Raw genomic sequence first — 18,281 nt, 5'->3', positions numbered from 1 at the left:
TATATACAAAATTGTATATAAATTGCATCGTAACCCATTCATTGAATTATGACAAATAAAATAGGATCTCCGGTTGAGGATGAAGACTTTTTTGATCGAAAGATAGAACTAGCTGAAGCATGGGACTTGCTTCAAAGTGGTAACCATCTATTGATCTCAGCCCCCCGTCGGGTTGGGAAAACGTCATTAGTTAGGCGCCTGGTTAAAGATGCTCATGGCGTTGATTGGAAGTCCTTATTTATAAATGTAGAGGGAGAGGAAAATGAGATTGGGTTTGTTCGCTTGTTCGATGAAGGGCTAAAGGAGCAGGCTCACTGGTTTAAAAAGGCGAAAGATACCACGTTCAAGAAGTTAGGCGATTTGTTACAGTCACTTGAACTTGAAGTCAAAGCGGAAGATATAGGCAGTATGACTGTTAAGTGGAATCAGGCTAAAACGGCCGATCTCAAAACACAGCTACTTGATCTGTTACGCGATATGAATGATGGGTTGATTGTTATTGATGAATTGCCAATTCTATTAAATCGTATTGCTAAATCTGATAATGGTAAACAGCGTGCAGAGTCATTCCTACACTGGTTACGCTCGTTTCGGCAATTGCCCGGCATACAAATACGATGGGTATTTTGCGGATCAATCGGTCTGGATTCGTTTACGGAACGAATGGGTGTTATAAAGACAATCAATGATCTGTATGGCTTTCCCTTAGGGGCATTTTCGCCTGAAGTTGCTGATCAATTTTTAGAAAAGTTGGGGCTGGATAATGGCCTTCCATTGGCTCCTGCTGTTCGTAGGCATTGTTCGGGCAGGGTGGCCGCTGCCTTATTATCTCCAGGTTCTTTTCTCAAAACTGAAAGCTGCGCACAGACTTAAAGGGGGAGTGGTTACAGTGGAAGATGTAGAACCCGCTTTTAAACTGGCTGCTGTGCATTCAAACTTAGGAACCTGGATGGAACGGCTGGACGAGCAATTGACTGTTGAAGACGCTCGACTGGCTAAAAGCCTGCTTGACTTACTTTCTCGGCAAGAAAAGGGACGCAAACGGCTGTTACTGGAACAGCACCTGGGAAGTATGCATGTCGCGCCAGAACTCATAAAAGACAAAGCAACACAACTACTCAAAATGCTGGAACGTGATGGTTATCTGCTTTCAGAAAGTGGTGTTTATGCATTTCGATCTCCCTTATTGCGTACATACTGGTTCAACACACGCCTGCAATGAAAAAACCAGAGGCTCTTCAATTACAGCGTATTAGTGTATTTATGCCACAACGGTTGCGTGACGATGAAATTGAGCGATTATTCATCATGCGGCAGGACGTTTTTCATACGCTACTGGATTCAATTAAAACAGAAAAGGAAACGAGTATACCTCAACACCATCTGATTATTGGTCAGCGGGGAATGGGAAAAACGACGTTGTTAAAGCGACTGGACGTAGAACTTCGTAAAGCGCCCTTAAGCAAAAAATTTGTGCCATTCACGTTTCCCGAAGAGCAATATAATATAGATCGATTATCGAAATTCTGGCTCAATAGCCTAGATGCCTTAGCAGATACGCTGCAAACGGAAGGAGATGAAAAAATGGCTTTTCAACTTGATGAGCAGATTGCCGCTTTAAGTACGATTCGTAATGAACAGGAGTTGAGTCGGAAAGCCTATGAATCGTTGCGTAACCTTACGAAGTCGTTAGGACGTCGGCCGGTTTTTTTGCTGGATAACCTAAACCTGATCTTTGATCGGTTAGGTGAAGTCGAACAGTCAAAACTACGTAAATTGATAACGGAGCCAGGGGCACCTATTTTTATTGGCGCCAGCCCCGAAGCGTTTGACGAGGATTTGCAATACGATGCCCCTTTTTACGATGCCTTTGCCGTTCACTTTCTGTATAAATTAGATTTCCAGCAGACGCTGGTCATGCTTCGGCATTTGGCAGAAATTACCAATCAGACGACACTTTTATCGCAATTGACTGCCGAAAACATGCCCCGTCTTGAAACGTTGCACGCCCTTACGGGTGGTAATGTTCGAACGGTTGTGATTTTGTTCTCGTTGGTGGCACAGGGATTTTCGGCCGATGTGTTTCAGGATCTTGAAGCGCTAATCGACCAGATGACTCCTTTATATAAGTCGCGTTTTGAAGAGCTTGCCCCACAGGCGCAGGTAGTAGTCGATGCAGTTGCCTTGAACTGGAACCCCTGCAAGTTAGATACCCTGCGTGAACGAACGTCACTGGAAAATAATCAGCTATCCATACAGCTTGATCGTTTAGGCAAATCGGGGTGGATCAGTAAGTTAGGGAAGCGTAAAGCTGCCAGCTATGAAATCAGCGAGCGCTTCTTCAATATCTGGTACCTGATGCGCCGGGCTACCCGTCGCCAACGACGAGATTTACTTTGGCTTACGCGCTTCCTCCAAGCCTGGTTTACTCGTCCTGAACTAGTAAAACACGCAAAAGCATTTATGCGCAATGTACATGAGCGAGAGGAGGTTTATGAATTAGCTTATGGCTTAGCATTAGCGCGTGCATTGCCTAACCAAACCGGGGAGCAACTAAAAGAAAAAATCTATCAGCGGCTATTACAATTAGTTGATGGCGATGTAGATAAGCTTGAGGAACTAGTAGGAGTAAATATGGATGAGGTAAGTGAGGAAATTATCAAGAAATACAACATTAACAAAAGTTATCAAATTTATCTAGACGCTTGGCTTAATGATGATAAAACTAGTGTTGAAGAGACCGAAAGATTACTTCGAGATGCAATCGAATTGGATAGTAATAACTCAAAGGCTTGGAGTCGCTTAGCTAGGTTACTAGAAGAATCTAATAGAAAAGCAGAAGCCGAAAAGTCGTATAAAGTAGCTCTTAGTATTGATCCTACAGATTATTTTGATTGGATCAATTTAGGTGAAATATTGGAGGAAAGAGGAGAGTTAGCGGAAGCCGAGGAAGCATTTTCAAATGCTACTAATATTGATAAATCGGCTTGGTCTTGGAGAGAACTTGGTGATTTCTTAGAGAGAAGAAAAAGGTATACCGAAGCTGAAAGGGCTTATAACAAATCTTTAAGTATTAATAAAGATGCAGAAATATTAGCTAAGATAGCTGATTTATTGGCGTATAGGCTCTCGAGAGAATCAGAGGCTGAGGCTTTGTATAAGGAGAGTGTAGATATGACCTCAAAAAATGTTTGGGATTATATGCCTCGCATACGGTATGGATGGTATCTTCAGCATAAGGGTAAATTACATGATGCCGAATTACAGTTTAAAACACTCACTAAAACAAAGGCGAAGACTCCCCCTCCTCACATATTTTATGCTTATAGTAGGTTTCTAATGGAATGTGGACGACCACTAGAAGCTGAAAGTATGATGATAAAAGCAACACAAACAAAATTAGGACAAACGCTGGGGTGGGTTTGGGAAGGCATGGGAGATATATATTTATCGTTAAATAAAATGAAAGAATCAGAGGAAAAATATCTGAAGGCTATTTCATTAAGTAAAGGCGATATTAAAGTTGAGGAAAAATTACTTATTCTGTATAGAGATAAATTGGGCGAGTCGTTAAGAGGAAATCAATTATTTTATAAAATAAAAGAGCATTTGAGCGAGGAGCGAAGGTTGTTACACAAAGCATCTTTTGAGGAATATAATCACGCTTGGTCCCTAGCATCTGCCTATTGGATCACTGCTATACAGAATCTAGAAAAAGAGCCTAACAAAGCAACTCGAGAAATTTTTCACCTCTCTGCTGCCGTTGCTATCCGCTTAGGTTACGGAGAACAACTACAGAATATTTTCCGGGAAACTGGACACGATCAAATTTCCCGGCCATTTTACGAAGCCATTAAAGCGCTGACCTTAAATTCAGAGGAGTACTTAAAAACCGAAGTGGCGGCTGAGGTCAGAGAGGTAGCTCTGAAAATATTTAAGTTTATGCAGGACTATAATACACCTGTGGCTCAGTAGGCCATCTTATACCATAAACAGAAAGGCCTCAGTGATGGGGCCTTTTTTTATAATCACAGAGCTATATTCTGTATATATTTTTAGGGTGTATGTTTGCTTATTAGTGATAGGCCATCGTTGAATGATATACGTGAAAAAACTACTACTTTGCCTTTTCTGCTGGTTAATAGGGTATGTTGCAACTGCCCAACGTGTAGACTGGGCGATTGGAATCAATAAATGGTATACCAAAAAAGAGGGCATCGACTGGTTATTGGCGCATTATCGTCCTATTTATGATTTCCGCCCCAACGAGAAAGTAGCTAGTATTGGCGCGGGGCAGGGGATACGAGAGGTTGCTTTTTCATTAATGGTAGATAGCCTGACCGTTTACTTACAAGATCTTGACCCCTATTGGTTTGAACCCGATCGGTTGACCATACTTATTCAAGCTATCTATAAAAGCGCAGCGCGTGATGCCTGCTCAGCAACCTTCGTACCCGTGCGGGGAAAAGAAAAAGAGACAAAACTGCCAAAGCAGTACTTCGATAAAATTATTGTAGAAAATAGCCTGCATGAGTTTACCTATCAGGCGGAGATGGTCCAGCAGATTCGGGAGAATCTGAAACCAAATGGTCAGTTGTTTGTCTGGGAAGCCATTGCTACAAAACCGAACCGAAAGCATACGGATTGTAGGAAACCAATGTTTACTGATGATACGCTCATTAAACTGCTGACGGATAACGGATTCCGGTTTGTCAGCAAAACGGTGGTTGACCCTAGACGCAGAAAAGATGCTGTATTCATATTTGTCCTTGCTTATTAATCGCTGCTTTTAACGAATACATTGTAAGAAATAGGCTTGGAATAGTTGATCGGATAATTAAAATTCTATTAAAACTATCAAATTGAAATATAGGAAAAGTTATAATTTATGGGAATATTGTTTAAAATATTATTTTGTACTATTCTAATACAATGACTCATTTGGATTAATCAAAGCCTTTCTTATAGTTTATTATTCCAGGATAGCAATTTGTTAAAGTATTGACGTTTAAACGAAATTTGTTTAAACAAATATTGGTTATACATTTGTCACGCTCTTACAAAACGATGGAAAATCAGTTCCGAAACGAATACCACCGGCTCATCATCAACCTGCACAAAACGGATGGGTACATCTTCAACCATTTTCAGCAGAAGCTGGCTCCGTTCGATTTGTCAGTGCAGCAGTACAAGGCTCTTCGCCTGCTTTCGGATGTCTTCCCAAACAGCCTGTCAGCAGGGGAGTTGAAGGAGAAAATGACCGATATGAACTCCGATATGACCCGACTTATTGATCGACTGGTAGCTAAAAACCTGGTCGTTCGAGAAGTTGATCCAACGAACCGTCGGCGGGTAAATCTCCGCTTAACCACTGAGTCGGATCAGTTTGTCAAAAAGGTAGCTGTCGAGTTCAGCGATTTTGAATCCATCGTCAACCATCTGACGGAGGAAGAGGTAACTGTTATGAATAAACTTCTGGAAAAAATTAGAAATCGATAATATGAAAAAGTACATCATAGGTGTTGGAGTTCTGCTGGCAAGTATAGGCTGGTCAGTGGCGCAGACAGCACCGACCATCATGCCACTAAACCAGGCTGTTCAACTAGCCCTCCAGAACAACAAAGGCATAAAACTGGCTGATTCGCGCACGCAGGCGGCCGAAGCCCGGTTGCAGGAAGCAAAAGATCGTAGCCTGCCAACGGCCAATGCATCACTTGCGTATTCGCGCTATAGTCTGACCGGACCATTTTCGTTCGGACAGGGCGACGATGGCAAAGCGCTGTTTGGTATTCCGGCTGGCGCTTTTAATGCAACGATGGGTGGGGCCACGATCAGTAAAGAAGTATTTGGCGGTTTTGCCGAAAAGTCGGCAGAAAAATCGGCCGAGTTATTAGCGAAAGCCAGTCACCTTGATGCGCAGCGTAACCGAGCCGAATTGGTATACACGGTGACGGATGCCTACTATAATATTGTCAAACTGGCCCGTTCAGTTGGCGTTATTGAACAAAATATTCGGCAGTTTGAAGAGAAAGAGCGCGATGCGCAGAATTTACAGAAAGAAGGCGTTGTAACGGCAAACGAAGTGTTGAAAATTCAGCTTCAGAAAAATAACCTGAATCTGAGTCGTTTGCAGGTTGAGAAAGCCCGTCAGACTGCCCTGTATAATTTCAACCTGCTAGTCGGTTTACCCGAAAATCAGCAGATTGCTGTGGATACGGTACTGGCCAATCCAGCCGCCGTGACCGAATCACTTGGTTCGTTTCTGGATCGGGCTGTGCAAACGCGCCCCGAAGTACAGGCCAATGCCCTACGTGTACAGTCGAATCAGGAACTGCTACGGAATACAAAAAGCAGTATGTATCCGCATCTGGGTGTATCCCTGGGATACAACTACATCAACCCAACCGCTCGCCTTTTCCCGGAAGCCAATTCATTTATCAGTGCCTGGAATGTTGGGGCTGGGATTTCGTACAACATCGGTTCGATCTACAACATGAAAGGAAAGCTGCACAGTGCCCAAACGGCTATCGATCAGGCCAGTTTGCAGGGCCAACAACAAACCGATCAGATTCGCTCCGAAGTAGTTACGGCGTATAACAACTACCAGCTGGCGCTCGAACAGCAAAATGTGATCCGTACCGCTGTTGGTCAGGCACAGGAAAACTACCGCCTGACGGAATCACGTTTTCGTAATGGATTGGTTGGCTCGACCGACCTCCTGGAGGCCAATAGTTTTCTGTTACAGGCTCAACTCAACGTCATCAATGCCACCGTCGACGCGCAACTGGCTTATCAGCGTCTGTTGAAAGCGACGGGCTCAAATCTTTAACAGTCATTCAATGGTCATTGATTGTCATTTAGTTGTGATTCGTCGCGAATACAATTAATGACTAGTAATGACCACCGAATGACGACTAAATGACTCAAAAATTGACTATTTAAATTAAAATCATGGATAAGAAAACGTTATTTCGAGTAGGTGGGGTCATCGTTCTGGCTATTGCCCTCTTTTTTGGGTACAGCGAGTTTCGCTACCTGCAACGTCACGAAACGACCGACGATGCTCAGGTTGATGGGGATGTGAACCCAGTTATTCCGAAAGCGAGTGGGTATGTGAAAGAAATTCGCTTTAAGGATAACCAGCCTGTAAAAGAAGGCGATACCTTGTTTGTACTGGACGATGCCGATTATCGTATCCGGCTAGAGCAGGCCGAAGCCGCGCTGCAAAGTTCCCTGGCAGCTGCCGGAGTGTCGCGTTCGCAGGTAGCTGTTGCATCGGCCACCATCCAGAGTTCGGAAGCCAGTGTCCAAACGGCACGCAATCAGGTAGCAACGGCACAGGCTAACGTAACCGCAGCACAGGCACGGGCTCGTAAAGCCAATCAGGATTTTGAACGGTATAGCCGATTGCTGGCCGAAAAGACGGTTCCCCAACAACAATTTGATGCGGTTCAGGCCGAACGTGATGCGGCTCAGGCGCAATTGCAGGCGGCTCAGGCTCAGCTACAAACAGCTCAGTCGCAGGTGGCGGCTGCGGGTACGCAAACAGGGGTGACCAGTTCGCAACGACGGGCGACGGAAGGACAGATCACGGTGGCTCAGGCGGCTATCAAGCAACGTCAGGCCGATTTGGAAATGGCGAAACTGCAACTGTCTTATACCGTGATTAAAGCCCCGGTTTCGGGTGTGGTATCGAAGCGGTCGGTGCAGATCGGTCAGTTAGTGCAGGCTGGACAAGCCGTTTGCTCGGTAGTGGGCAACTCAAATCTGTGGGTAACGGCCAATTTCAAAGAAACACAGTTGAAGCAAATGCAGCCCGGCCAGACGGTCGATATTGATGTCGATGCCTTCGGTGGTGAAAAGCTGGTAGGCCACGTGGGTTCGTTTGCCGGAGCTACGGGCGCCAAATTCTCGCTTCTTCCTCCCGACAATGCGACAGGCAACTATGTGAAAGTGGTACAGCGGATTCCGGTTCGGATCGAGCTGGAGAAGAACAGCCCTTTATACGCCAAAATCCGTCCGGGAATGAGCGTAACCGTTGCGGTCGATCTGCAGAAATAAGTGACTCATAGTGGATAATGGATAATGTAAAATGCATAATGGTCTTGCGTAGGCATTCTTAGTTCGTAGCCGGAATTATTCATTTTACATTCTTCATTATCCATTTATCTCTACTGTTATGAATTTAGGATTTGATAAATGGGTCGTCGTTTTGACGGTGACGACAGCGGCTTTGCTGCAAACCATCGACTCGTCGATTGTGAACGTAACCCTGAACCAGATGATGGGTAACCTCGGCGCGTCGCTGGGCGATATTAGCTGGGTTGTAACGGGATATGCAGCCGCCAGTGCCGTAATGATTACCATGTCGGGCTGGCTGACCGCAAAATTAGGCCGTCGGAATTACTTTGCTGCGTCCATCGTCCTCTTTACCATCGCGTCTATTTTTTGCGGTTTATCGACCAACGTATGGGAGCTTGTGTTCTTCCGGGTTGTCCAGGGAATTGGGGGTGGTGGCTTGTTGACTACAGCGCAATCTATTCTGATTCAGACGTTTCCGAAAGAACAACTCGGTATTGCCAACGCCATTTTCGGAATGGGGGTTATTATTGGGCCGTCGATTGGCCCTACGCTGGGTGGCTACATTACCGATAACCTGTCGTGGAACTGGGTGTTTTACATCAACATTCCTTTCGGTATTCTGGCAACGTTCCTGACATATGCCTACATCAAGGAACCGGCCGAAAAAGTGCAGGCGGGTAACATGGACTGGCTGGCGCTTATACTGCTGACAATGGGTATCGGTGGTTTGCAGATCGTTCTGGAAAAAGGCCAGGAAGAAGATTGGTTTACCTCGGAGTTTATCGTTGTTATGTCTATCGCGGCTGGTATCGGTCTGATCGGCTTTATCTGGCGTCAGTTGGTGGTCAAGCTACCGATTCTGGACCTGAGTTTGTTACGACAGCGCCGGTTTGCAGTAGGTACGCTCTTTAATTTTATTCTGGGCTTCGGGCTATTTGCATCAGTTTTTATTATTCCGGTATTCTGTCAGACGATCTTAGGCTTTACGGCTAGTCAAACGGGATTATTGCTCATGCCTGGGTCGATTATGACGGGGCTAATGATGCCGGTTGTGGGCGGATTGCTCAGTAAAAACTACATCTCGCCTATCTGGTATGCGGCAATTGGGTTCCTGCTGTTTTTCGGTTTCTGTTTCGACTTGTCGGCCATCAGTCTGGAGGCTGGTCCAGATTACTTCTTCTGGCCATTGATTATCCGGGGTATTGGCATGGGAATGATCTTTATCCCGCTAACGACCATCACGCTGGCCGATTTGAAGAACATCGAAATTCCACAAGGATCAGCTCTGACGGGTATGATTCGTCAGTTGGGTGGTACGTTTGGAACGGCCATCATGACCACCTACATCTCAACGCGCACCGTGTTCCATGCTTCTCGCTTATCGGACAATATCTCGTTGTATAACCCCTTATCAACTGAGCGGATCCGTCAGTTTACAAACCTGTTTCTATCGAAAGGCGATGCGTTGATGACGGCTACAGGAAAAGCGTATGGTATGATGCAGGGAACCGTGATGAAACAGGCACTGGTAATGACCTATGCCGATTCCTTCCTGATTATTGGGGCTTTTTTCCTGGTTTGTGTACCGTTGCTGCTTCTCTTCATCGGTAAGAAAATCCAGGCTTCAGCTCATACCGAGATGGTGATGGAATAAGTAATTAAATTATGTTTTGTTCATTTGTTGTTTGGACATCGGATGGTCACTAGACTGTCCGATGTTTTTTTATATTTGATCTATGAAAAGGTTACTTCTACTTTGCTTTAGTCTCATCTTCCACCAAAAGGCAGTTGCTTGCTACTGTGCTCGACTGAAGCCATTAGATGCGGAGAAATTGCAGACGTATAACTACGTTGCTTTGGTTAAAATACAGTCGCTGGAACCTATCCATTGGGATGGTTCCACGGCGGCTCAGTTTACTGTCGATGTAATTGAAGCATTTAAAGGTCAACTACCTGATAAATTTCTATTGGACGGGTATCGGAGCTCTTGTGATATCGGACTTCGACCGGGTCAGGAATGGATCATTTTTACGAAAGAATTCAAAGGGTATGCAACCGTATTCGCCTGTGACTATTCCTCTAGATATAAAGATAATGCGGGAATCAAAGACTTTCGGTATCACGGTACGGATGAATTGCTGAATCACATCCGGCATTTAACAGGGAAACCTGTTCAAGTAAAGGAAGGGTTAATTGAAGAGTATTACCCAAGTGGACAGAAAGGCTATACAGAATTTTATAAAAATGGAAAGCTAGAAGGGGAACGACTTGTCTGGCATTCGAACGGCGTACTATGGGGGAACGAGTTTTATAAAAATGGACTAAAAGACGGGGCCGCTACCTGGTGGTATGCCGATGGAAATTTAGAAAGCAAGGATAGCTATAGCAATGGAGTTCCAATAGATTCGAGCTGGCATTGGTATGAAATAGAAACTGATTCGGCCAGGTTGAGAATGACAAGTTTGCTCCGAAATATTCCCTTGGATTCGGTCAGGCAGATTTATAGTCGGCCTCAGCTAATGGGCTTTCATATTTATGGAGTTGGCGGGCAACACCTGTATATGAAAAGCTATCATCGGGATGGAATACCGAACTATGAGATGATTCTTGGAACAGATATAACCTCCTTAAAATATGATATATTACCTGGGAGTGATGGAAATATCCAGTCAATAGGTATGGTGAATAAGCATTCGGGTAAGCCTATGTATAGACTTTATTTCAATAAGGACGGGACACAGGAGTCGAGCTATTACGATGCAAAAGGCCGCTTAGTACGTCGGACGTTAATTAAAGCAGGTATTGAAACCATAATAGAGCAGAAACTATATCCATATTAGTCAATCAGGCGCATAAGCCAGGCGGTAATCAATCCACCGTATGTACCCAGTACGTGGCTTAAAACCGCCAGCAATACACCTACTGGAGCCAGAGCTGGATGAAATACGGATGCTACCGCTGGCGCCGTTGAAACCCCACCAATGTTAGCCTGACTGCCTACGGCCACAAAAAAATAGGGGGCTCGAATCAATCGTGCCGTAATAAGCATGAAAATGACATGAATCAGCATCCAGATTACGGCTACCAGAAATAGCCCCAGATTGCCGCCCAGGTTCGACAGGTCGAGCCGCATTCCGATGGTCATGATCAGAAAATAGACGAACAGCGTCGCCAGATCGGTGGTGCCGAGTTTTTCGAGTTTACGCAATCTGGTAAAGGAGAGTCCAATACCCAGCGATGTCGATAAAATGACAACCCACAGGAAATTGGATGTGAACGGGTCTAGCCCATAGGTAGCCAGTTCATTTTTGTAGGGTTGTAACGAGGTTGAGAATACATAGGCCATCGCATGCGCGAAGGCTCCTCCGCCAAAGCCAAGTGCCAGAATAGTGCTCAGGTCTAGTAGGTTAGCAGGGCGGTCTGGCTCTTCTTTATAGGCCAGAATCCGCAGCCTTACTTCTTCAAGGGAACTCGTATCGGCATGAAGCCACGCATCGATCCTGTCGCGGTAGGCCGCTCCGTAAATCAGACAGGCCGTCCAACTTGTCGAGACGACCGCATCGACGACGAGGATAATGGCAAAAAGTTCTTCGCTGCATCCGTAGATCTCTTTAAGCGCTAACTGGCTGCTGCTGCCACCGATCCAACTACCTGAAATAGTGACCAGCCCTTTCCAGTACTCGTGCGTAATTGCCTGTTCCCGAAAACCGGGTAACAACCACATAACTAGCGCAAAGGCAATAGGGGCTCCTACAATAATGCCGACCGTTCCGGACAGAAACGTGATCAGGGCTTTCTGGCCTAATCGGGCAATTGCTCGCAGATCGGCCGTAGAGGTAAGCAACACCAAAGCCGCAGGAAGTAGGTAATTGGTCGAGACTTTATATAAACTTGACTGCTCGCCCGAGATGATGTCCAAACTGTTCATGGCTGCCGGGAAAATGTAGCAGAGCAGGAGGGCAGGCACATATGTGTAGAGCTGTTGCCAGAACGGATGGCTGGACTGCGACGTCTGGAAAATAAAGGTCAACAGAACCAGAAAAATTCCCAGAATAATGGCGTCGTTGGTAATGAGCGGTGCGGGCATTGGAGGTAATGAATAATGCACAACGGATAATGTACAATGGATAATGAATTGTGTTGTAAAAGCTAGTCTTTAAAATGCATTATCCATTATCCATTGTGCATTATTCATTGTTTTAAAACCCTGCCGCCTGTCCGTCTTTTCGGGATTCTGTTGCGCCGTGATACACTTTGTTTTTGACATCGTACATAATAGCCTGGTAGCCACCATAACCACCCAACCCGTAGCCAACCTTATGGCCTTTCCGCATCAGATCGCGGATGGTTTCATAAGGATAGCCTGATTCGAGCGTGATAAGGCCAGAATCGACCATTTTTTCGCCGGTAGGTTCTGAGGAGCCGCTATGGTCGATGCGGGGTGCGTCGCCCGCTTCCTGTGGGTTCATGCCGTAATCGATCATATTCATCAGGATTTCGGTGTGTCCGAGTGGTTGAAAACTGCCACCCATCACCCCGAAGCTCATAAACGGTTGCCCATCTTTGGTTACGAAAGCCGGAATGATTGTCTGGAATGGCCGTTTGTGGGGCGCAAATGTATTATTCTGCCCCTCGATCAGGCTGTACAGTTCACCCCGGTCCTGAAACATGAACCCCAGTCCATCGGCTACCATCCCCGAGCCAAAGCCTCGGTAGTTGCTCTGAATCAATGATACCATATTCCCTTCTTCATCGGCCACGGTCAGATAGATGGTATCGCCCTGTCGCAGCGCAGGGTTCCCGGCATCGACCCGGCTAGCTGCCCGGTTTGGGTCGATCAGTTTACGTCGCTCGGCAGCATAGTCTTTACTGATCAATTCTTTTACAGGTATCTGGGCAAATGCAGGGTCAGCATAGTATTTAGCTCGGTCTTCGAAAGCCAGCTTTTTCGCTTCTACGAATAAATGCACATGCTCAGGACTACCCCAGGGAATCTTCGAGAAATCGTAGCCTTCCAGAATATTCAGCATCTGTAAGGTGCAAATGCCCTGGCTGTTGGGCGGTAACTCCCACACATCATAGCCCCGGTAATTGGTCGACACGGGCTCCACCCATTCGGAGGTATGGTCAGCCAGATCTTTGGCACTCAGGAATCCGCCTACGCGCTTCATGAAGGCATCGATAGTCTGGGCAATTTCGCCTTTGTAGAACGCGTCCCGACCACCTTTCGCAATCTTTTCCATTGTGTTCGCCAATGCCGGATTCCTGAAGATTTCACCTCGTTTCGGAGCTACCCCATTCGGAGCATACGTTTCCTTTACATTGGGGTATTTACTAAAACGAGCGATCATGGAAGGCCAATAAAAGGCGGCTTCATCGTGAACAGGATACCCTTCGCGAGCGTACCGAATCGCATGCGACAAAATCTTCGGCATAGGCGTTTTGCCAAACCGCTTGTGCAGTTCGAACCAGCCATCCACACAACCCGGTGTCGAAATGGGTAGGGGACCATCGGACGGAATATGTGTAAGGCCCCGTTTTTTTAGTTCGGCCAAGGTGAGGGAGTATGGTGACCGTCCTGATGCGTTCAGCCCATACAGTTTTTTTGTTTTTGCATCCCAAACGATCGCAAACAGGTCACCACCAATGCCGTTGACATGGGGTTCAACCAATCCTTCCATCGCATTGGCCGCAATGGCTGCATCGATCGCATTTCCGCCTGATCGAAGGATATCGATGGCCGCCTGCGTTGGTAAGGGGTGTGAGGTACAAGCCATGCCGTGCTGTGCCATCACGACCGACCGGTTCGCAAAAGCCTTACCTGAAAGCCGATCCTGCGCAACTACTGAAGAGACCAGATGAAGTAGGAAACAAAAAAAGAAGAGGTGTTTCATGAGGTTGTATGACGTTTAAAAATAGTTGTGCCACAGCCTGTTGAACTGTGGCACAAGATAACCAATATGTTATTTTCTGACAGGATTTATAGGATAAAACAGGAAGGTTGGGGCATAGAAATTCGGCTTTATTCTGTAAATCACTGTCAGAAAATAATCTTGTCAGAAAGCCTTCAGCGGTTACGTGCTCGTTGCCAGATGAAATAAATGATGGCGCTGACGCAAAGCACTGAAGGCAGAATCTGGCTGTAGGGTTTATAATTGGGCAATACTGTACCGGCAAATGCGGAAAGAATGGCGCTATAGGCCGACAGCATTTTGTAAATGTGCTCGTAGAGCCACCAGGTTTTTAATCGTTCATGCAACCAGACGTATTTAAGCAGATCGTAGCCGCCGACTAAACCAAGCGCCGATAAGGTTGAATAGACTACGGTTGGCGACCAGTTGCCGCCTGCCAGTTGCATAGATCGTGCATATAAACCACCCGCCACCAATACGCCGATTGTAAGCAGACTATCGGGTAGAGTGCGTTTGCGTTCCCGGAGTTGAACCGCTCTGTAGCCTGAATAGCCGACATAACCGCCCAGTAGGGTAAGCATCAGCAAGAAAGGATTCGAGCGAAAGAAAACAATACCAATGGCTGCCGTGCCAACCACGATACTCAAACAATACAGAAAGTAGCGCCCGTACCGAATATGGTGTTTTGGTTGGTTTTGATAGAATAGGGTAATCAGACCGATGCCTAATGCGAGTGTACCGAAGCCGACATGTGTAAAAAGATTAAGTGTATGAAGCATTTGCATAAAAATGGGCTTCGTAGGTTTGTTTACCGAAGTCGTTTCAAAATTGCTGGGTAAACATAAGCGACCCCGGATAAACGTGATGAGGTGCACTGGCTTGTGACGAAAGCCGTTTGTCACGGAATTGGCGATTGAACGAGTTCTAATAGGTAAATTGCCCTATGCAACGCACACACCTGCTGGATCATGCCATCGTTCGGAATGGATTGGGGTTAGGGGCATTATTGGTCGCTCATTACCTCTCCGATTGGTATGCGATCGATCACCGGGAGGGTTTCCTGAAGGTATCGCCCTACCTGTATTTAGTATTGCTCTATGGCTGGATCGTTTTTCATAATCGGATTTTATTCGAACGACTCTTCCTACGCGGGAAAAAGATGCTTTATACCGGGTGGCTTCTGTTGCTGATGGCCCTGTGCTCGTTTAACATGAATTTTGTGTTACATACCGAATTCAACATTACCCGTTCGCTGCCTTTTCTGGTCAATTTCTGGGTGTATACCATTACGGGTCTGGGAGTGTTCATGCTGTATCGGTCTCTGCGTCAAAGCAATCACAAAACGATTGACTCGGCTCCCCTGTCAGAGGAGCCGGATAATGAGTATGGATACTTTTCGTGTATGGTTGATGGGGTTCGGCAGGCTATTCCATATCGCGATATTCAGTACATCGAAAGTCTGGAAAATTACCTGAAAATCAATGCGGGGCGAAAGGTGTATGTGACCCGGCTAACGATGAAAGAGGCTGAAGAGCGATTGCCCAAACGGCAGTTTATCCGAATTAGTCGGTCGAGTATTGTACATATGATTTGGGTCAGCAAGCGAGAGTCCGATGCCTTCTGGATTGGTTCGAAAGAACTACGCATCGGCCGAGTCTATAAGCGCTATGTAAGCGAGCAATTAGGAGAGCCGAATTGAGCCGGCAAGAAAGTTACGTAATCAATTTTCCGCTAAAAGGGTCTTACAGTAAAATAGCCTGACATGGTGAGTGTCAGGCTATTTTACTGTAAGACAGAATGATCCGCTTATCGGGTCACTTCAGGTGTGTATTCAAACATGCCCAGACCCAACACCTCACTGGTATGTTTTCGGAGTTGCTGGCCAAGTTCAGGGTTTTGAGCCAGAACCTGACCATATGAAGGAATCATCTCTTTCAGTTTCTGCTGCCACGCTTCCGATTGGAGCTGTTCAGGGAAACAGCGTTTCAGTAAGTCGAGCATAATCGATACGGCAGTCGATGCACCCGGCGATGCACCCAGCAAAGCGGCAATACTGCCGTCGGCCGCACTGACTACTTCGGTGCCAAACTCCAATACCCCGCCTTCTTCTTCGTCTTTCTTAATGACCTGAACCCGTTGTCCAGCAATTTCTAGCTCCCAGTCTTCCATTTTGGCGTCCGGGTAGTATTCCTTCAGCGCATTCAGCCGATCTTCAGGCGATTGCATCACTTGCTGAATCAGGTATTTGGTCAATGGTATATTGTGCAGGCCGGCCATTAGCATGGGCGCCATGTTGCTCAACTGAATGGATTTAGGTAAATCCATGTACGAGCCGCTTTTCAGGAATTTCGTTGAAAAACCAGCATAGGGACCAAACAGCAATTCTCGTTTCCCATCAATCATGCGCGTATCGAGGTGCGGGACCGACATGGGCGGAGCACCCACCGACGCTTTACCATACACCTTGGCCTGGTGTCGTTCAATGACTTCCCGATTGACGCACTTGAGCCATTGTCCACTAACCGGGAACCCGCCAAAACCCCGACTTTCGGGAATATCTGATTTTTCGAGTAGCCGCAGCGAACCGCCACCGGCTCCAATGAATAAAAAGTCGGTTTGTACTTCCCGCTCCTGACGGGTCGTTACGTTTTCGACCCGGAGCTTCCAGCCACCCAGACTCTTGGAACGCCACAAATCATGCACATCGTGGGCAAAATAGAGTCGAACGCCCGGCATATCGTACAACCGCCGGAACATGGCACGGGTAAGTGCGCCAAAGTTGACATCGGTGCCAATATCCATTTTGGTAGCCGCTACCGGTTGGGCCGGGTCACGATCTTCCATCACCAGCGGTATCCATTCGGCCAGTTGGCCTGGCTCTTCGGAATACTGCATGCCGTGGAAGAGGTAGTTCTGCTGGAGCGCATCGTACCGTTTGCGCAGATAGTCGACATTTTCAGCCCCCCACACAAAACTCATATGGGGAATGGAGCGAATAAAATTGGGGGCATCGTGCAGAAAATCCTTCTGAATCAGATAGGCCCAGAACTGCTTCGACTGTTCAAAGGATTCGGCAATTTTGATAGCTTTCGTTACGTCGATAGACCCATCTTCCTTTTCGGGTGTATAGTTGAGTTCGCAAAAGGCCGAATGACCCGTTCCGGCATTGTTCCAGGCATCGGAGCTTTCGGCGGCTGCACTATCCAGCCGCTCGTAAATGTCGATGGTCAGGTCAGGTTCTAACTCTTTCAGGAGCACGCCCAGCGTGGCACTCATTATTCCAGCACCGATCAGAATAACATCGGGACCTTTCTCGGTAGATTTTTTACGCTTCGCCATGATAATTGATTGGCAGGTATGTATTCCTTATAGCTACAAATTTGAGAAACAGCTTGTTCAATGCCGGTCATCTTTCCTGATTTAATCCCATTAAATCTGTCGATTATAATGAATCTGATTAGATGGCCTTGAAAATCTTTTCCAGGCATTTAACTGTAATCAGGTACGTTGGTTTAACGCCCAGGGTTCCCAGGCTTCCCGAAGCCAGTGTAGCACCGGTCAGAAGTGGATTATCGGAGGCATAGTAAGCATACCGCACCTTCACCGTGGCCGGAACACTGCCTCGTATTTTCGACTGAGCCTGAATCGCTTTCTGATAATGAGCGCCTTCCATTTCCAGGCCAATGGCGTTCCAGGACGAATTACGGAAATAACTGAGTACATCCTTATTCTGGAGCGAAGTGCCCAGAACGGTTATCATAGCCCCTTCATACACCGGAATCCCGTTGCCTTCAAAATCTTCCTTACTAAAGTCATTATCAAGGGGATAGTTGTCGGCGGTGCCTTCGAAAATGTGCGATGTTGGGATCATCAGATCTCCTTTTCCACCGGTCAGAATTCCCGCTTTTCCGATTACGGAGATAGAGGCAACATTAAGCGGGTCCGTTAGCTCATTATGTTCATACGGTTTCAGGAGTTCGTCCATCGTTTCGAAGGCCTGTTCACCAAACGCGTAATCCATGACCAGCAGCAGCGGCTTCGTTTCGCGGATGTGTTTGGCTTCATGCATGATCTCGGTGGGCAATTTTTTGGGGTCCAGCTTAGCTGTATCGATGAGTTGAACGAGCAGGCTGGTTCCAGCTATATCTTCCAGAATATGCATACCATGCTCTTTCGCGTAGCTAGTCACCTGCTTCCGAAGGTCCCGTTCGGCGGGTAAGCTGAGTTTCAGAGCCAGGTCATACAGGTTATCCCAGGTTGTGAGACCCGTTAAGGCTGCGGGCCCAT

General features: G+C 46.6%; 14 protein-coding genes and 1 pseudogene. 10 read left to right on the top strand and 5 right to left on the bottom strand.

Annotated features, from left to right (window positions below; genetic code table 11):
* Positions 1 to 48: 48 nt before the first annotated feature.
* The 9 genes from BGO59_RS22325 to BGO59_RS22285 all read left to right on the top strand — a co-directional run bounded on the left by BGO59_RS22325 (position 49) and on the right by BGO59_RS22285 (position 10,922).
* On the top strand, positions 49 to 873 hold the full coding sequence (locus tag BGO59_RS22325; protein WP_293686885.1) for an AAA family ATPase: 825 nt from the start codon (positions 49 to 51) through the stop codon (positions 871 to 873).
* Between the two features lie 52 nt (positions 874 to 925).
* The gene (locus BGO59_RS22320) at positions 926 to 1,222 is read left to right on the top strand and encodes a hypothetical protein (RefSeq protein WP_293686883.1); all 297 of its coding nucleotides are present in this window, start codon (positions 926 to 928) and stop codon (positions 1,220 to 1,222) included.
* Entirely contained in the window at positions 1,219 to 3,975 is a 2,757-nt protein-coding gene (locus BGO59_RS22315; RefSeq protein ID WP_293686881.1) for an ATP-binding protein, read from the top strand. The genes BGO59_RS22320 and BGO59_RS22315 overlap by 4 nt, the downstream gene beginning before the upstream one ends.
* Before the next feature lie 130 nt (positions 3,976 to 4,105).
* On the top strand, positions 4,106 to 4,780 hold the full coding sequence (locus tag BGO59_RS22310) for a class I SAM-dependent methyltransferase (RefSeq protein WP_293686879.1): 675 nt from the start codon (positions 4,106 to 4,108) through the stop codon (positions 4,778 to 4,780).
* Between the two features lie 287 nt (positions 4,781 to 5,067).
* Positions 5,068 to 5,499, top strand: a complete 432-nt coding sequence (locus BGO59_RS22305) for a MarR family transcriptional regulator (RefSeq protein ID WP_293686877.1) — start codon at positions 5,068 to 5,070, stop codon at positions 5,497 to 5,499.
* A gap of 1 nt (position 5,500) precedes the next feature.
* A complete protein-coding gene (locus BGO59_RS22300) occupies positions 5,501 to 6,829 on the top strand; it encodes a TolC family protein (RefSeq protein WP_293686875.1) in 1,329 nt (442 codons plus the stop codon).
* Between the two features lie 122 nt (positions 6,830 to 6,951).
* Positions 6,952 to 8,061 (top strand): HlyD family secretion protein, encoded by a 1,110-nt coding sequence (locus BGO59_RS22295; RefSeq protein WP_293686874.1) that lies wholly within the window; start codon positions 6,952 to 6,954, stop codon positions 8,059 to 8,061.
* 118 nt (positions 8,062 to 8,179) lie between these two features.
* On the top strand, positions 8,180 to 9,736 hold the full coding sequence (locus BGO59_RS22290) for a DHA2 family efflux MFS transporter permease subunit (RefSeq protein ID WP_293686873.1): 1,557 nt from the start codon (positions 8,180 to 8,182) through the stop codon (positions 9,734 to 9,736).
* A gap of 82 nt (positions 9,737 to 9,818) precedes the next feature.
* Positions 9,819 to 10,922 carry a hypothetical protein gene (locus BGO59_RS22285; protein ID WP_293686871.1) on the top strand — a complete coding sequence of 368 codons (1,104 nt, stop codon included), beginning with the start codon at positions 9,819 to 9,821 and terminating at the stop codon, positions 10,920 to 10,922.
* Here the strand turns inward: BGO59_RS22285 and BGO59_RS22280 are convergent.
* The 3 genes from BGO59_RS22280 to BGO59_RS22270 all read right to left on the bottom strand — a co-directional run bounded on the left by BGO59_RS22280 (position 10,919) and on the right by BGO59_RS22270 (position 14,773).
* Positions 10,919 to 12,169: a DUF819 family protein gene (locus BGO59_RS22280; RefSeq protein WP_293686869.1), complete on the bottom strand. Its 1,251-nt coding sequence runs from the start codon at positions 12,167 to 12,169 to the stop codon at positions 10,919 to 10,921. The genes BGO59_RS22285 and BGO59_RS22280 overlap by 4 nt on opposite strands.
* Positions 12,170 to 12,281: 112 nt before the next feature.
* The gene (gene ggt / locus BGO59_RS22275) at positions 12,282 to 13,976 is read right to left on the bottom strand and encodes a gamma-glutamyltransferase (RefSeq protein ID WP_293686867.1); all 1,695 of its coding nucleotides are present in this window, start codon (positions 13,974 to 13,976) and stop codon (positions 12,282 to 12,284) included.
* 173 nt (positions 13,977 to 14,149) lie between these two features.
* Positions 14,150 to 14,773, bottom strand: a complete 624-nt coding sequence (locus tag BGO59_RS22270) for a hypothetical protein (RefSeq protein ID WP_293686865.1) — start codon at positions 14,771 to 14,773, stop codon at positions 14,150 to 14,152.
* A 164-nt stretch (positions 14,774 to 14,937) separates the two neighbouring features.
* Between BGO59_RS22270 and BGO59_RS22265 the strand changes: the two genes are divergently transcribed.
* Positions 14,938 to 15,693 carry a LytTR family DNA-binding domain-containing protein gene (locus tag BGO59_RS22265; protein WP_293686863.1) on the top strand — a complete coding sequence of 252 codons (756 nt, stop codon included), beginning with the start codon at positions 14,938 to 14,940 and terminating at the stop codon, positions 15,691 to 15,693.
* Positions 15,694 to 15,800: 107 nt separating this feature from the next.
* Here the strand turns inward: BGO59_RS22265 and BGO59_RS22260 are convergent, their stop codons facing one another.
* Both BGO59_RS22260 and BGO59_RS22255 read right to left on the bottom strand, forming a co-directional pair.
* Entirely contained in the window at positions 15,801 to 17,333 is a 1,533-nt protein-coding gene (locus BGO59_RS22260) for a malate:quinone oxidoreductase (RefSeq protein ID WP_293686862.1), read from the bottom strand.
* A gap of 118 nt (positions 17,334 to 17,451) precedes the next feature.
* A pseudogene (locus BGO59_RS22255) lies at positions 17,452 to 18,281 on the bottom strand (hypothetical protein); the annotation flags it as partial.

This window comes from Spirosoma sp. 48-14, from assembly GCF_001898575.1.
Classification (GTDB): Bacteria; Bacteroidota; Bacteroidia; order Cytophagales; family Spirosomataceae; genus Spirosoma.
Note: the sequence above shows the minus strand (reverse complement) of the source record. Positions and strands in the feature narration are given on the sequence as shown.

What these genes read in the sequence shown, in the direction of transcription:
- BGO59_RS22280 (WP_293686869.1), bottom strand. Translation starts at nt 12,169, where the DNA reads ATGCCCGCACCGCTCATTACCAACGACGCCATTATTCTGGGAATTTTT.
- BGO59_RS22285 (WP_293686871.1), top strand. Translation starts at nt 9,819, where the DNA reads ATGAAAAGGTTACTTCTACTTTGCTTTAGTCTCATCTTCCACCAAAAG.
- BGO59_RS22300 (WP_293686875.1), top strand. Translation starts at nt 5,501, where the DNA reads ATGAAAAAGTACATCATAGGTGTTGGAGTTCTGCTGGCAAGTATAGGC.
- ggt (WP_293686867.1), bottom strand. Translation starts at nt 13,976, where the DNA reads ATGAAACACCTCTTCTTTTTTTGTTTCCTACTTCATCTGGTCTCTTCA.
- BGO59_RS22295 (WP_293686874.1), top strand. Translation starts at nt 6,952, where the DNA reads ATGGATAAGAAAACGTTATTTCGAGTAGGTGGGGTCATCGTTCTGGCT.
- BGO59_RS22290 (WP_293686873.1), top strand. Translation starts at nt 8,180, where the DNA reads ATGAATTTAGGATTTGATAAATGGGTCGTCGTTTTGACGGTGACGACA.
- BGO59_RS22265 (WP_293686863.1), top strand. Translation starts at nt 14,938, where the DNA reads ATGCAACGCACACACCTGCTGGATCATGCCATCGTTCGGAATGGATTG.
- BGO59_RS22325 (WP_293686885.1), top strand. Translation starts at nt 49, where the DNA reads ATGACAAATAAAATAGGATCTCCGGTTGAGGATGAAGACTTTTTTGAT.
- BGO59_RS22315 (WP_293686881.1), top strand. Translation starts at nt 1,219, where the DNA reads ATGAAAAAACCAGAGGCTCTTCAATTACAGCGTATTAGTGTATTTATG.
- BGO59_RS22270 (WP_293686865.1), bottom strand. Translation starts at nt 14,773, where the DNA reads ATGCTTCATACACTTAATCTTTTTACACATGTCGGCTTCGGTACACTC.
- BGO59_RS22260 (WP_293686862.1), bottom strand. Translation starts at nt 17,333, where the DNA reads ATGGCGAAGCGTAAAAAATCTACCGAGAAAGGTCCCGATGTTATTCTG.
- BGO59_RS22305 (WP_293686877.1), top strand. Translation starts at nt 5,068, where the DNA reads ATGGAAAATCAGTTCCGAAACGAATACCACCGGCTCATCATCAACCTG.